The organism is Nocardioides luteus (assembly GCF_000960475.2).
GTDB classification, from domain to species: domain Bacteria; phylum Actinomycetota; class Actinomycetes; order Propionibacteriales; family Nocardioidaceae; genus Nocardioides; species Nocardioides luteus_A.
The window spans coordinates 36,129-49,312 of record NZ_JZDQ02000013.1 but is presented as its reverse complement, the minus strand read 5'-3'; the positions used below and the strand labels follow the sequence as shown (position 1 = coordinate 49,312).

Annotated in this window: 14 protein-coding genes; 6 read left to right on the top strand and 8 right to left on the bottom strand. The window is 70.3% G+C overall.

Annotated features, from left to right (window positions below):
- Positions 1 to 2: 2 nt before the first annotated feature.
- Positions 3 to 2,288: an alpha-xylosidase gene (gene yicI / locus UG56_RS10865; protein WP_045549583.1), complete on the top strand. Its 2,286-nt coding sequence runs from the start codon at positions 3 to 5 to the stop codon at positions 2,286 to 2,288.
- Here yicI and UG56_RS10860 read toward each other — a convergent pair.
- Positions 2,272 to 2,985 (bottom strand): aquaporin, encoded by a 714-nt coding sequence (locus UG56_RS10860; protein WP_305728734.1) that lies wholly within the window; start codon positions 2,983 to 2,985, stop codon positions 2,272 to 2,274. The two genes, yicI and UG56_RS10860, sit on opposite strands and share 17 nt — an antisense overlap.
- Positions 2,986 to 3,031: 46 nt before the next feature.
- Between UG56_RS10860 and UG56_RS10855 the strand changes: the two genes are divergently transcribed.
- Both UG56_RS10855 and UG56_RS10850 read left to right on the top strand, forming a co-directional pair.
- Positions 3,032 to 3,703: an arsenate reductase/protein-tyrosine-phosphatase family protein gene (locus UG56_RS10855; RefSeq protein WP_045549581.1), complete on the top strand. Its 672-nt coding sequence runs from the start codon at positions 3,032 to 3,034 to the stop codon at positions 3,701 to 3,703.
- A gap of 42 nt (positions 3,704 to 3,745) precedes the next feature.
- Positions 3,746 to 4,195, top strand: a complete 450-nt coding sequence (locus UG56_RS10850) for an arsenate reductase ArsC (RefSeq protein WP_045549580.1) — start codon at positions 3,746 to 3,748, stop codon at positions 4,193 to 4,195.
- Here UG56_RS10850 and UG56_RS10845 read toward each other — a convergent pair.
- On the bottom strand, positions 4,182 to 5,504 hold the full coding sequence (locus UG56_RS10845) for an NAD(P)-binding domain-containing protein (protein ID WP_045549579.1): 1,323 nt from the start codon (positions 5,502 to 5,504) through the stop codon (positions 4,182 to 4,184). The genes UG56_RS10850 and UG56_RS10845 overlap by 14 nt on opposite strands.
- An 89-nt stretch (positions 5,505 to 5,593) precedes the next feature.
- Here UG56_RS10845 and UG56_RS10840 point away from each other — a divergent pair, with 89 nt between their 5' ends.
- On the top strand, positions 5,594 to 5,944 hold the full coding sequence (locus UG56_RS10840; RefSeq protein WP_045549578.1) for an ArsR/SmtB family transcription factor: 351 nt from the start codon (positions 5,594 to 5,596) through the stop codon (positions 5,942 to 5,944).
- Between the two features lie 39 nt (positions 5,945 to 5,983).
- Here UG56_RS10840 and UG56_RS10835 read toward each other — a convergent pair whose 3' ends face one another.
- Both UG56_RS10835 and UG56_RS10830 read right to left on the bottom strand, forming a co-directional pair.
- Entirely contained in the window at positions 5,984 to 6,925 is a 942-nt protein-coding gene (locus UG56_RS10835) for a hypothetical protein (RefSeq protein WP_052693735.1), read from the bottom strand.
- Positions 6,926 to 7,026: 101 nt separating this feature from the next.
- Positions 7,027 to 7,485 (bottom strand): MarR family winged helix-turn-helix transcriptional regulator, encoded by a 459-nt coding sequence (locus UG56_RS10830; RefSeq protein ID WP_045549577.1) that lies wholly within the window; start codon positions 7,483 to 7,485, stop codon positions 7,027 to 7,029.
- 57 nt (positions 7,486 to 7,542) lie between these two features.
- Between UG56_RS10830 and UG56_RS10825 the strand changes: the two genes are divergently transcribed.
- The gene (locus UG56_RS10825; RefSeq protein WP_045549576.1) at positions 7,543 to 7,878 is read left to right on the top strand and encodes a hypothetical protein; all 336 of its coding nucleotides are present in this window, start codon (positions 7,543 to 7,545) and stop codon (positions 7,876 to 7,878) included.
- A gap of 48 nt (positions 7,879 to 7,926) precedes the next feature.
- Here the strand turns inward: UG56_RS10825 and UG56_RS10820 are convergent, their stop codons facing one another.
- Positions 7,927 to 9,510, bottom strand: coding sequence for a 4-hydroxyphenylacetate 3-hydroxylase family protein (locus UG56_RS10820; RefSeq protein WP_045549575.1), 1,584 nt, complete (start codon positions 9,508 to 9,510; stop codon positions 7,927 to 7,929).
- Between the two features lie 37 nt (positions 9,511 to 9,547).
- The gene (locus UG56_RS10815) at positions 9,548 to 10,123 is read right to left on the bottom strand and encodes a flavin reductase family protein (protein ID WP_045549574.1); all 576 of its coding nucleotides are present in this window, start codon (positions 10,121 to 10,123) and stop codon (positions 9,548 to 9,550) included.
- A 191-nt stretch (positions 10,124 to 10,314) separates the two neighbouring features.
- Here UG56_RS10815 and UG56_RS10810 point away from each other — a divergent pair, with 191 nt between their 5' ends.
- Positions 10,315 to 11,259: an AraC family transcriptional regulator gene (locus UG56_RS10810; protein ID WP_084100906.1), complete on the top strand. Its 945-nt coding sequence runs from the start codon at positions 10,315 to 10,317 to the stop codon at positions 11,257 to 11,259.
- Positions 11,260 to 11,269: 10 nt separating this feature from the next.
- On the opposite strand, the gene UG56_RS10805 is transcribed toward UG56_RS10810, so the two are convergent.
- Both UG56_RS10805 and UG56_RS10800 read right to left on the bottom strand, forming a co-directional pair.
- Positions 11,270 to 12,166: a LysR family transcriptional regulator gene (locus UG56_RS10805; RefSeq protein ID WP_045549573.1), complete on the bottom strand. Its 897-nt coding sequence runs from the start codon at positions 12,164 to 12,166 to the stop codon at positions 11,270 to 11,272.
- 198 nt (positions 12,167 to 12,364) lie between these two features.
- Positions 12,365 to 13,183, bottom strand: coding sequence for a YceI family protein (locus tag UG56_RS10800; RefSeq protein WP_045549572.1), 819 nt, complete (start codon positions 13,181 to 13,183; stop codon positions 12,365 to 12,367).
- Position 13,184: the final 1 nt, after the last annotated feature.

Here is a 13,184-nt window from a genome sequence, read left to right as displayed (position 1 = left end):
CTGTGAAGTTCACCGACGGTTTCTGGCGCACCCTGCCCGGGGTCGAGATGCTCTACGCCAAGCAGGCCTACGACATCGAGGCGACGGACGACACCGTGGTCGTCACCGCGCCGACGAAGGTCATCGAGTCCCGCGGCGACACCCTCAACCGACCGACCCTGACGGTCACCCTCAGCTCGCCGCTGGACGGCATCATCGGTGTACGCATCGAGCATCTGCGCGGCGCCCGCAGACCCCGTGGGTTCGAGCTGACCGGGGCCGAGGAAGGCGCGGCGAAGGCGACCACGACCGAGACGGGCGGGGTGCTGCGCAGCGGGCAGCTGCAGGCAACCGTCGCTGCCGGAGCGCCCTGGGACCTCCGGTTCGAGGCCGACGGCACCGTGCTGACCCGCAGCAGCGAGCGGTCGGTCGGCTACGCCACCACCGCCGGGGAGACGTACGTCCACGAGCAGCTCACGCTCGGTGTCGGCGAGCTCGTCTACGGGCTCGGTGAGCGGTTCGGGCCGCTGGTGAAGAACGGACAGACGGTCGAGGTGTGGAACGCCGACGGCGGCACCTCCAGCGACCAGGCGTACAAGAACGTCCCGTTCTATCTCACCAACCGCGGCTACGGGGTGCTGGTCAACCATTCGGGGAAGGTCTCCTTCGAGGTCGGCAGCGAAGCGGTCGAGCGGGTGCAGTTCTCGGTGCCGGGGGAGAGCCTGGAGTACTTCGTCATCTACGGTCCGACCCCGGAGCAGATCCTGAAGCGCTACACCGCGCTCGTCGGGCGGCCGGCGCGGGTGCCGGCATGGAGCTATGGGCTGTGGCTCTCGACGAGCTTCACCACCGACTACGACGAGGACACCGTCAACGGGTTCCTGGACGCGATGGCCGAGCGTCGGCTGCCTCTGTCGGTGTTCCATTTCGACTGCTTCTGGATGCGCGAGTTCAACTGGTGCGACTTCGAGTGGGACCCCCGCACCTTCCCTGATCCCGACGGGATGCTCGAACGCCTGCATACGGAGCGTGACCTGCGGGTATGTGTCTGGATCAATCCCTACATCGCGCAGCGCTCACCGCTCTTCGACGAGGCTGCCGGCCTCGGCTACCTGGTACGTCGGGCCAACGGCGAGGTCTGGCAGTGGGACCTGTGGCAGGCCGGGATGGGGTTGGTCGACTTCACCAATCCCGGCGCCGTCGAGTGGTTCCAGGCGAAGCTGCGCCGGCTGATCGGGCAGGGGGTCGATTGCTTCAAGACCGATTTCGGCGAGCGGATCCCGACCGACGTCGTCTACCACGACGGGTCCGACCCGGTGCAGATGCACAACTGGTACACCCAGCTCTACAACCAGGCCGTGCACGACGTCCTGGTCGAGGAGCGCGGTGAGGGCGAGGCGGTCCTCTTCGCCCGTTCGGCCACCGTCGGTGGCCAGCGGCTGCCGGTGCACTGGGGTGGTGACAGCACGTCGTCCTACGAGTCGATGGCGGAGACGCTGCGCGGTGGGCTGTCGCTCGCGCTGAGCGGGTTCGGCTTCTGGAGCCACGACATCGGCGGGTTCGAGGGCACGCCCGATGCCGCGGTGTTCAAGCGCTGGACCGCGTTCGGGCTGCTCTCCAGCCACTCCCGGCTGCACGGCAGTGGCTCCTACCGGGTGCCGTGGACCTTCGATGTCGACCCGGTCACCGGTGTCGTCGACGAAGGACCGCAGAGCGCGGTCGCGGTGACCAGGCGGTTCACCGAGCTCAAGCTCTCGCTCATGCCCTACGTGTACGCTGCCGGGTTGGCCGCCAGCACCCGGGGTGTTCCGCTGATGCGTCCGCTGGCCCTGGCCTTTCCCGACGATCCCGGCAGTGCCTATGTCGACCGGCAGTATCTGCTCGGCCCGGACCTCCTGGTCGCGCCGGTGTTCTCGGCCGACGGGTCCGTCGATGTCTATCTGCCGCCGGGTATCTGGACCGACTGGTGGACCGGCCGGGTCGTCCCCGGCGGCGGATGGCGCCGGGAGCAGCACGACTTCTCCACGCTTCCGCTCTACGTGCGCTCCGGAGCTGTCATTCCTGTCGGTGCCCGCACCGATCGACCCGACTACGACTATCTGGACGACCTCGTGCTGCGGGTCTTTCCAGGGCTCGAGCCTGGGCAGCGACGCGTGGTCGAGGTGGTCACGCCGTCGGGTGCTGTCGGGGCGTACGAGGTGGTGATGGGGGCCGACGGGTGCCCGGTTGTGACCGCCACGTCGATCGCGCCGTGGCGGGTGGAGGTGGTCGGGCCGGACTCGGGGCAGACGCTCAGGAGTGCGGAATGACGACCTCGTCGGCGCGGTCTCCGGCGTCAGGATAGAGAACCAGGATCACGAGTACGCCGACGACGAGCCCGACGAGCTGGGCGAGGACGAACGGAGCGACGGACCCGGGCGCGATGCCGGCGAAGGTGTCGGAGAAGACCCGGCCGATCGTGACCGCCGGGTTGGCGAACGAGGTGGAGCTGGTGAACCAGTAGGCGGCGCCGATGTAGCCCCCGACCGCGGGCGCCGCGAGGGCGCCGCGGTCGCTGCGTACGAGGGCGAAGATCAGGGCCACCAGACCGGCCGTGGCGACGACCTCGGCCACGAGGTGGCCGCCGGTGGCACGGTCCTTGGTCGAGATCGCCTGGTCGACGTCGAACATGACGTTGGCCAGCGCGGCGCCGCCGACCGCACCGAAGATCTGGGCGACCGAGTAGGCCGCGACCTCGGCGAGCGACAGCCCTGCGCCCGAGCGACGGCCGAGGAACCAGTCGGCGAGCGAGACGACCGGGTTGAAGTGTGCTCCCGAGACCGGGCCGAGCATCAGGATCAGCGCGGCCAGTCCGAAGACGGTCGCCATCGAGTTCTCCAGCAGCTGCAGGCCGGTGTCGCCGGGGGAGAGCTGCTGGGCGGCGATGCCGGATCCGACGACCACGGCGACCAGCAGGGCGGTCCCGAGGAGTTCGGCCAGCAGGCGGCGGGGGAGGGAGGAGGTCACGTCGGCATTCTTGACTTGTCGGGATTGCTCAGTCAACATTGAGTCAATGGAGGTTGAGAGACAGGCCGAGCTAGAACGTCGGGCCAAGATTCATGCGGCGCTTGGCGATCCGGTGCGGCTGCGCATCGTCGACAGCCTCCAGATCAGTGATGCCTCCCCCACAGAGCTCGCCGGGATGCTGAATGTCCCGTCGAACTTGTTTGCCCACCACGTCCAGGCGCTGGTGAGCGCAGGCGTCGTGTCCCGTCACAGTTCCGAGGGCGACGGGAGACGCACGTACCTGCACCTCGAGCAGGACACGCTCGAGAGCCTGGGCACCGCATCCCCCGTGGCGGTGCCCAGGCGTGTCCTGTTCGTCTGCACGGGCAACTCGGCGCGGTCCCATCTGGCCGCCGCGCTCTGGCGCCAGGTCAGCGCGATCCCGGCCGCCTCGGCCGGCACCCATCCCGCCGATCGCATCAATCCGGGGACGATCGACGCCGCTGTCCGCCATCAGCTGAACCTTCCCATCGTCGCGCCCGCTCGGATGGATGACGTGCTCGATCCCGAGGACCTGGTGATCACCGTGTGCGACCGTGCCCACGAGACGCCGAAGGTCCCCGGCGAGCTGCACTGGTCGATCCCTGATCCTGTGGACAAGGGCCCCGAGGCCTTCGACGCCGCCTACCTCGAGCTGGAGCGCCGGGTCAGAGCCCTCGCCTCCCGTTTCGACTCCTGATCCCCGCACTCCCTCACACCCCCACTCCCAGGAGAAGGTTCGATGAACCCTGATCGATCGCCGGCCGACGACAAGCCGGCCGTCCTCTTCCTCTGTATCGAGAACGCCGGCCGTTCCCAGATGGCGCTCGGCTTCTTCCAGCACTACGCCGGCGACCAGGCGATCGGCTGGTCCGGTGGCTCGGCTCCGGCCGCATCGATCAACCCGGTCGCCGTCGAGGTGATGGCCGAGCTCGGCGTCGACATCTCCGGGGAGTTTCCCAAGCCCTGGACCGACGAGGTCGTACGCGGCGCCGACGTCGTCATCACCATGGGCTGTGGTGACTCCTGCCCGTTCTACCCCGGCAAGCGCTACGAGGACTGGAAGGTCACCGACCCCAAGGGCGGCGGCATCGAGCACGTACGCGGCATCCGCGACGAGATCGAGCAGCGGGTGCTCACCCTGCTCGGCGAGCTCGGCGTGACCCCGGCCCGCTCGATCACGAGAGAGTGATCGGCGCCCGGCTGATCGTGAACAGCTCCTCGCTCGGAGCTGCCGGGCCGCAGCAGCCGCCGCTCTTCGTGCTGTCCGGGTCGTCGAAGACGCCGGCGCCGCCGCAGACCCCCGTGTCCGGAAGCTCCAGCTCGACCCGGGCGGCCGCGTCGTGGTCGCCGGCGAGCTCGGCCACCACGCTGCGTACCTGCTCGTAGCCGGTCATCGCCAGGAACGTCGGCGCCCGGCCGTAGGACTTCATCCCCACCAGGTAGAGGTCCGGCTCGGGCTGGGCGAGGTCCTTGGCGCCCGTCGCGCTGACCGAGCCACACGAGTGGATGTTGGGGTCGATCTGGACGGCGATGTTGCGCGGCGCCTCCAGCGTCGGGTCGAGGTCGAGACGCATCTCGCTCAGGAAGCCGAGGTCGGGACGGTAGCCGGTCAGGACGACCACCTGGTCGGCCTCGATGGCGCGGCCGTCCTCGGCGATCACCGTGGCGCCGTCGATCCGCTCCGTGCGGAACCCGGTCACCAGCTCGACCGAGCCGTCCTGGACCGCCTTCTTCGCGCGTACGCCGAGGGCGCCCCGCTCCGGGAGCTCGTCGGCCTCGCCGCCCCCGAAGGTGTTGGTCGAGACCGCCCGGCGGATCGCCCAAGTGATCTTGGTTCCGGGGTGCTCCTTGGCGATCGCGGTGAGCTCGTTGACCGCGTTGAACGCCGAGTCACCTGCGCCGATCACCACGGTGTGCTTGCCGGCGTAGGTCGCGGCGTCGGCCCGGTCGGGCACCGCGTAGGTGACCGTGCCGGCCGCGTGGGCGGCACGCTCGCCGAGGGCGGGGAGCCCGTCGGCCCCGGCCGGGTTGGGGCGGCGCCAGGTGCCGGAGGCGTCGATGACCGCACGCGCCTCGATGCGCTCCTCGGAGCCGTCGGCGCCGGTCACGTGGAGGACGAACGGCTGCTCGGCGCGGCCCGCGTCGACCAGGCGGTCACGGCCCTTGCGGGAGACGCCGGTGACCGTGGCGCCGTAGCGGACGTGGTCGCCGAGGGCCTCGGCGAGCGGGACGAGGTAGTCCTCGCGCCACTGTGCGCCGGTCGGGTAGCCCTTCTCGGGGGCGACGTAGCCGGTCGGCTCGAGGAGCCGGGCGGCGGCCTTGTCGATCAGCTCGGGCCAGGCCGAGAAGAGGCGTACGTGACCCCAGTCGGCGACGGCCGCGGCGGGCTCGTGCCCCTGCTCGAGCACGAGCGGGGTGAGCCCGCGCTCGAGCAGGTGGGCGGCGGCCGCGAGGCCCTGGGGTCCGGCGCCGATGACGGCAACAGGCAGGTCGGTCATGATGCTCCTCAGATTCAAGAACGTCGATATGTCGGTGAGACTAGGTCACGTATCGACGTTCGTCAATATCATTCGGTAGACTGCACCTCATGACCGTTCTTCCCGTGCTTCCCTCCGCTGCTGCCGCGTGCTGCTCACCGGTGACCGCGGGCGTCCTCGACGACGACCAGGCCGAGGCGCTGGCGCGGACGTTCAAGGCGCTCGGTGACCCGAACCGGGTCAAGCTGCTCTCGATCATCGCGGCTTCCGAGGGTCGGGAGGCGTGCGTCTGCGACCTCACCGAGCCGGTCGGGCTGTCGCAGCCGACGGTCTCCCACCACATGAAGCTGCTCGTCGAGGCCGGATTGGTCGCCCGCGAGCAGCGCGGCCGGTGGGCCTACTTCTCGATCGTCCCCGGCGCGCTCGACTCGCTCGCGGGCGCGCTGGCGCCTCGTCCATAGGATCCGCGCGACGCGGGCGCCGGACAGGATCCACGGGTGTCACGGGCGGATCTGCACCACGTCGAAATCGGTGCCGGGAGGTGCTCCGGGACCGAACGGCGGCGGGAAGCCGAGGTCGAACCGGCCGTTGACCAGGGCGAGCGTGCTGCCGTGGAGGTCGACCGTGGTCGGCACCCGGAACAGGTCGGACTCGATCACCTCGACGACCTCGCCGCTGGTGAGGTCCGGCGAGAGCTCCACGCGGGCCACGGAGTTGGCGAAGTTCTGCACCACCCAGGCGGTACGGCCCTCGAGCTGCAGCCCGTCGAGCGTGCCCGGCACCAGAGGCGGGCCGGACAACGGGATCTGCTGGCTCTCGCCGGTCTCCGGGTCGACCAGCGCGAGGATTCCGAGCGCGGTGTGGTTGACGATCAGCCACCCTCGGTGGGTCGCGTCGATGCCGTTGAGCCCGAAGCCGCCGGTCTGAGCGGCAACGCCGGTCACCTCGATCGGTTCCGTCGCGCCGAACGATCCGTCCGGAAGGATCGGGACCCGGTAGATCAGGGCCGCGAACGTGTCGGTGAAGTACAGCGCGTCGCCGGTGATCGCGACGTCGTTGCTGAAGGTGGTCGCGGCCGGGCCGAGCTCGAGCTCGTCGACGGTCGACCCGTCCCGGGTGTCGTAGACCCAGGCGCGGCCGGTCGGGCCGCCGGCCACGACGAGCCAGTGGCGTGCCTTGTCGACCCGCATGCCGACCGCCACCCGGCCGTCCTCGGGGTCGAGGTCGACGAAGGTCGAGCCCTCACCGCTGCGGAGATCGCCGCGGTAGATGTCGCCGTCCAGCAGCGAGCCGACGTAGAAGGTGTTGCCCTCGCCGATCGCGATGCCCTCGGGCTGGAAGTCGTCGGGAAGCGGGATCGAGGACGGACGCGGCACCGCCATGGCGGGCGCGACGAGAAGCGGGACGAGTGCCACTGACAGCAGCGGGGCGAGGAGGCGCATGGTTGAGCTCCGATCGCAGGAAGACCTCTCCTTCACGATGCGCCCCGTGAGCGGTGATGTGAATCCCCTATTCGGGGCACCCGCGCGGGCGCGGACCGGGTTCACCGGGTCGCCGCGGCGATGACCTCCAGGAGCCGACGGTGGAGCTCCATGAGCTCGTCGACGCTCATGTCGAGGCGCTCGACGATCGCCGGCGGGATCTTCTCGGCGTCGTCGCGCAGCGCCCGGCCGCGTTCGGTCAGGACGACGGCGAGCGAGCGCTCGTCGAGCTTGTTGCGCTCGCGCCGGATGTAGCCCTGGGCCTCGAGCCGCTTGAGGAGCGGGGAGAGGGTGCCGGGGTCGAGCTGGACCTTCCGGCTCAGCTCCGAGACGCGCAGCGGCTCCTCCTCCCAGAGGGCGAGCATGACCAGATACTGCGGGTGGGTGAGTCCCATGGGCTCGAGCAGGGGCCGGTAGAGGGCGATCACGCTGCGGGCGGCGACGGCCAGGCCGAAGCAGACCTGTTGATCGAGGGCCAGCGGGTTCTCGATCCCCGAGAGCGGATCCTTCTTCGTCGGCATGTGAGTTAGCGTACCAATAGTTGGTGCACAAACAGTTTGCCTGGTAAATATGGGGGTGTGAACGAGCAACCGCGACGCCCGCGACACCTGATGGACCCGGACAACCCGATCCGGCCCGTCAACGACAAGTCGCTGACCCATGTGAAGCAGTGGGTCGCGTCCGTCCTCGTCGTCTTCACCGTCGCTCACCTGGTGGTCGGGCTGGTGATCGGCGCGGTGGCGATCGACCCGGTCTACCAGAGCTCACGCGTCGGGCTGTGCATCATCGCGGGAGGCTTCGGGCTGCTGGGCCTGGCCGGAGGGTTCCTCATCCACCGGCGCAGCCCGTTCACGCCGTGGCTCCTCCTCGGCCTGCTGCCCTCGGCGGTCGGGCTCTGGCTCGTGCTGCGCTGAGACGGCGCCCCCGGGAGAGAGAGGGGCGCCGTCCGGGCAGCGGTGGGGTCAGAACAGGTCCGGCACGGTCCAGCCGTCGAGGTCGTACTCGGCCAGGAACTCGTCGGCGAGACCCTTCATCGCGTCCGCCCCGCCACGGTTCTGGGCGGCGAAGAGGAGCTCGGCCTTCACGTTCTCGTGGTTCCCGGAGTAGTTGCGCTCGTAGAGCTCGTGCCGGCCGCCGAACTCGGAGCCGATCGAGTCCCACAGCGCCTTCATGACCTTGACCCGGTCGACGGCGGTGATGCCGTTGGAGCCACGGACGTACTTGTCCAGGTACGGCCGCACCTCCGGGCTCTTGAAGTCCGCGGCGCCCGAGGGCAGGTAGATCAGCCCGGAGGCGACGTCCTGCTCGATGATCTCCTTGACCCGCGGGTAGCCGTGGATCATGAACATCCGGTACGTCAGGCCGTACTCCAGCTTCGGGATCACCGCGTCGCCGATCCACGGCTCGGGGTCACGCGCCATCGACTCGGTCAGCGACCAGAACAGGTTGCGCCAGCCGATGACCTCGCCGACCCGCGTCTGGACGCCGCGGAAGCCGCCGGAGCCGGTGGCGTCGAGCGCCTTCATCAGCAGGCCGGCGATGAAGTCGAGCTTGACGGCCAGGCGGGTGCACCCCTGGAAGGTGAACCGGGGCAGGAAGCCGGACTGCGGGAAGAAGGCGTTGATCCGGTCGACGTCGCCGTACATGAAGACGTTCTCCCAGGGCACGAGCACCTTGTCGAAGATGAAGATGGTGTCGTTCTCGTCCATCCGGCTCGACAGCGGGTAGTCGAACGGCTCGCCGTTCTGGGCGGCCTGCTCGGTGTAGGACGAGCGGCAGATCAGCTTGATGCCGGGGGCGTCCATCGGGACGGTGCAGATCAGCGCGAACTGCTTCTTGCGGATCGGCAGGCCGTAGTGGGCGATGAAGTTGTAGTTGGTGATCGCGCTGCCGGTCGCCACGACCTTCGCGCCGGAGACGATCAGGCCGGCGTCGGTCTCCTTCTCGACCTTCATGTAGACGTCGCCGACCTCGTCCGGGGGCAGCTGGCGGTCGACCGGCGGGTTGATGATCGCGTGGTTCCAGTAGAGGACCTTCTCCTGGGACTCGCGATACCAGCGCTCGGCGTTGGCCTGGAACGGGGCGTACAGCTCCTTGTTGGCGTGCAGCGTGCCGAGGAAGCTGGCCTTGTAGTCGGGGGAGCGGCCCATCCAGCCGTACGTCATCCGGGCCCAGCGCGCGATCGCGTCACGCTCCTTGAGCAGGTCGGCCGAGGAGGTCGGGGTCTTGAAGAAGGGCATCGTGACGCCGCCGTTGCCGGTGTCGGTCGGCACGGTGAGCTCGTCGACGTGCGGGCCGGTGTGCAGGGCGTCGTAGAGGCGCGCGGTCATCCGCACCGGGTTGCGGAACGCCGGGTGCGTGGTGACGTCCTCGACCCGCTCGCCGTGCAGGTAGATCTCGCGGCCGTCGCGCAGGCTCTCGATGTACTCGTCGCCGGTCATCGGCCGCGAGGCGAAGTTGGTCTGCTTGTTGGCGGGCGAGTCGGCGGCCGGGTTGATGGTCGGCGGGCCGTCGGTCTGGGACTCGGGGGCGAGGGTGTCGGTCATGGTTCTCTCCTTGGTCTGGGCTTGGTTCTGGCCGGTGTCAGTAGTGGGTGGATCGCGGGATCGCGGGGGTCTCGATGGCGGTGAAGGACGTGGTGGCGTCGAACCACCCGGTGCTCGGGTCGTCCTGGCAGCCGAGCCAGACGACCTCGGACGAGGGGTTGCCGATGTGGTGGAAGGCGCTGTCGTGGAAGAGCAGCGGCTTGCGGTCGGTGGTGATCACCTCGACGACCTCTCCGAGGAAGAGCAGATGGTCCCCGCCGTCGTCGGTACGCCACGGGCGGCACACCAGGGTCGCGGCCGTCCCGCCGAGCCGGGGCGCCGTCGCGCCCTCGCGCCAGGGGAGCGGGTCGCTGCAGGGGCGGCCGGCGAAGTGCATGGCGATGTCGCTCTGGTCGGCGGCGAGGACGTTGACCGCGAACGCGGCGCCCTCGAGGTAGGCGGCCGCCTTGGACGTACGCGTCATGGCGACCTGCACCAGCGGCGGGTCGAGCGAGATCGGGGTGAAGGCCGTGACGGTGGCCCCGTGGTGGGCGCCGTCGGGGGTGTGGCAGGTGATCACGGTGACGCCGGTCGCGAAGCGGCCGAAGGTCGACCGCAGGGTGCGTGGGTCCATGGAGCTCCTCCTTCGTCGGGCCGCAGGATGTGTGGCGGCGGTCACGTTGGAGGACGACGCTAGATCCGGATCGCGAGGGCGGCGATCCGCTGGGCGAAGGGGTTGTCCGGATTGCGCACCGGGTTTCCGGACGCTCTCGGCGGAAGCTCGATGCGCTGTTAATGTGAAGGACGTCACTAAGGGGGTGACAGATGAGCGTGACCGGCACTCTCACCGCGTCGTCCGGGTCGTCCGGCGACATGGAGACCTTCTCCGACGAGGTCTCCCGGGCCTACTTCCCGCATGCCCTGACCATGCGCGGCCGGCCGGCCCGCCCTGCCGAGCTGCGTGCGGTCGACCTCGGGCCGGTGCGGCTGACCCGGATCGGCTGGGGCGCGGAGGTGTCGGTGGAGTCGGACCACCCGGGTGCCTGGGCGGTCAACGTCCCGCGCAGCGGGGTGCTCGAGGCCAACGTCGGTGGCGCCCATGTGCTCTCGCTCGACGGTCAGGCGACCGTCTGTCCTCCCGACCGGCCGACCAAGATGACGCGGTGGTCGGCCGACTGCTCGATCGTCGGGATGCGGGTCGAGCGCGACTACCTCGTCGACGAGGTGGCGGCCCTGGTCGGCCTGCACACCGACCGGCTGCCCGCCCAGCTCGACCTGCGCGCCGACGGCGCCCGCGCCTGGATCGGCCTGCTCGGCTCGCTCGGAACCGAGGCGATGCGCAACCCGGCCCTGGTGGGTGACGAGCGGGTCCGTCGCCGGTTGGCGGGGACGTTGACCGCGGCCTTCGTCGCCGCCTGCTTTCCCGAGGAGCCCGCCGTCGGCTCCGTCCAGCCCCGCATCGTCTCCCGCGTCGTGGAGGCCATGGAGGCCGACCCGGCCAGGGAGTGGACCGTCTCCGACCTGGCCCGCGAGGCCGACGTCGGCATCCGCCGGCTCCAGCAGGGCTTCCAGCGCTACCTCGGCCGCACGCCCACCCAGCGGCTGCAGGAGATCCGCCTCGAACGCGTCCACGCCGACCTCATCGCCAGTCGTGGCGACACGGTCGCCGAGGTCGCCTACCGGTGGGGCTTCACCCACCTCGGCCGCTTCGCCGCCGCCTACCGGCAGGCCTACGGCGTCGCCCCGTCGCAGACGCTGCGCTGCCGCTGACCCGACTCGGCTAGTTGGCGCTGAGGCCGGCCAGGATGGCGAGTGCGCGGGTGAGCAGCGGGCTCTCGTCGCCAGCCCGGGTGGCGGCGACGAGCTCGACGCCGGGGGTGCCGGTCAGGGGGACGTAGACGACGTTGGGTACGGCCAGGGCGGCGGTCGGCTCGGGGACGATGGCGACCCCGAGGCCGGCGGCCACGAAGGTGACCAGGGTGGAGGTCTCGGCGACCTCGTGGGCGATGTGGGTGCTGATCCCGGCCTCGTCGAAGAGGTGCTGGATCATCGCGTTCATCGCCGAGCGGCCGCTGCCGGCGTGGATGACGAGGCCCTCGCCGTCGAGGTCGGCGACACGTACCCGACGGCGGGCGGCGAACCGGTGATCCTTCGGCATCGCCACCAGCAGGTCCTCCTGGCGCAGGTGGGTGATCGCGAGGGCGGGGCCCTCGGAGCTGCCCGCGGGGAGGGGGCGGAGCAGGCCGAGGTCGAGGGTGCCGTCGGCGAGCGCCGCCGCCTGGTCCGGCGAGAGCATCTCGCCCCGGAACCCGAACTCCACCTCCGGCAGCTCGGCCCGCAGGGTGCGGGCGAGCTCGGGGAGCAGGGAGTAGGTGGCCGACCCGACGCACCCGATCAGCAGTCGCCCCCGCCGCCCCGAGGCGATGCTCGCGGCCTCGTGGGCGGCGGCGTCCACGGCACCGAGGATCTCCCGCGCCCGTTCCAGGTACGCAGCACCGGCCGGCGTCAGGTCGACCCGTCTCGTTGTCCTGGTGAGCAGGGTGAGCCCCAGCTCGGCCTCGAGCTGGCGGATCTGCTGCGACAGCGGCGGCTGCGCCATGTGGAGCCGCTGCGCCGCCCGCCCGAAGTGGCGCTCCTCGGCGACCGCGACGAAGTAGCGAAGATGGCGCAGCTCCATGCACTCATACTCGCAGAGTCTCAGTCCGCCCGTGACAACCCTGCCGAGGCGTCACGTACGTCGGCCGAGGCGTCAGGTACGTCGGCCGAGACGTCACGTACGTCGGCCGAGACGGCAGAGTGCTGCCATCTCGGCCGACCGGGCTGACGCCTCGGCCGACGGGGCTGACGCCTCGGCCGACGGGGCTGACGCTTCGGCTCAGGCTGGGAGCGAGTCGCCCTGGACGGCCTGGATGTCCAGCTCGACCTTGAGGGTCGTGCCGATGGCGGCGATGCCGGCGGCGACGGCCTGGTTGTAGTTCATCGCGAAGTCGTCGCGGCGCAGCTGGGCGGTGGCGCGGAAGGCGGCACGGGTGCCGCCCCAGGCGTCCGGGCCGGTGCCGAGATAGGCGACGTCGAGATCGACGGAGCGGGTCTGGCCGTGCATGGAGAGCTCCCCGTGGACGGTCCAGCGGTCGGCTCCGGCGGGGGTGAGCCCGGTGGAGCGGTAGACGATCTCGGGGTACGCCTCGACGTCGAGGAAGTCGCCGCTGCGCAGGTGGTCGTCGCGCATCCGGTTGCCGGTGTCGATCGACTCGGCACGGATGACGGCTTCGACGCGCGACTTCTCCAGGTGGTCGGGAGCGATCTCGACGACACCGGCAAAGTCGGTGAACCGGCCGCGCACGCTGGAGATACCCAGGTGCTGCGCGACCGCGCCGACGGTGGAGTGCGCCGGATCGATGGTCCACGGACCGGGCGCCGGGAGTGACGTGTCGCCCTGACGGGTCAGCGTGACGGTCCCCAGCGAAGCGCGCCCGGAGCCGGTCACGATCGCCGTCGCCGCGGTGGGGGACCACCCGATCGCGGTGATGATCGCGACGTACGGCCCGGGGGCGAGGACGGTGTCGTCGGTGACGACACCGTCCTCGTCGGCCTCGGCGCGCAGCACCTGACCGCCGGCCGTGTCGGTGAGGGTGACGACCGCGTGCGCGACGGCCCAGCCGTCGCGGGTGCGGATCTGTGCGGTCAGTGCCATC

Coding starts and splice junctions, on each gene's coding strand:
- UG56_RS10855 (WP_045549581.1), top strand. CDS start 3,032: ATGGAGGTTGAGAGACAGGCCGAGCTAGAACGTCGGGCCAAGATTCAT.
- UG56_RS10850 (WP_045549580.1), top strand. CDS start 3,746: ATGAACCCTGATCGATCGCCGGCCGACGACAAGCCGGCCGTCCTCTTC.
- UG56_RS10845 (WP_045549579.1), bottom strand. CDS start 5,504: ATGACCGACCTGCCTGTTGCCGTCATCGGCGCCGGACCCCAGGGCCTC.
- UG56_RS10840 (WP_045549578.1), top strand. CDS start 5,594: ATGACCGTTCTTCCCGTGCTTCCCTCCGCTGCTGCCGCGTGCTGCTCA.
- UG56_RS10835 (WP_052693735.1), bottom strand. CDS start 6,925: ATGCGCCTCCTCGCCCCGCTGCTGTCAGTGGCACTCGTCCCGCTTCTC.
- UG56_RS10830 (WP_045549577.1), bottom strand. CDS start 7,485: ATGCCGACGAAGAAGGATCCGCTCTCGGGGATCGAGAACCCGCTGGCC.
- UG56_RS10820 (WP_045549575.1), bottom strand. CDS start 9,510: ATGACCGACACCCTCGCCCCCGAGTCCCAGACCGACGGCCCGCCGACC.
- UG56_RS10815 (WP_045549574.1), bottom strand. CDS start 10,123: ATGGACCCACGCACCCTGCGGTCGACCTTCGGCCGCTTCGCGACCGGC.
- UG56_RS10810 (WP_084100906.1), top strand. CDS start 10,315: ATGAGCGTGACCGGCACTCTCACCGCGTCGTCCGGGTCGTCCGGCGAC.
- UG56_RS10805 (WP_045549573.1), bottom strand. CDS start 12,166: ATGGAGCTGCGCCATCTTCGCTACTTCGTCGCGGTCGCCGAGGAGCGC.
- UG56_RS10800 (WP_045549572.1), bottom strand. CDS start 13,183: ATGGCACTGACCGCACAGATCCGCACCCGCGACGGCTGGGCCGTCGCG.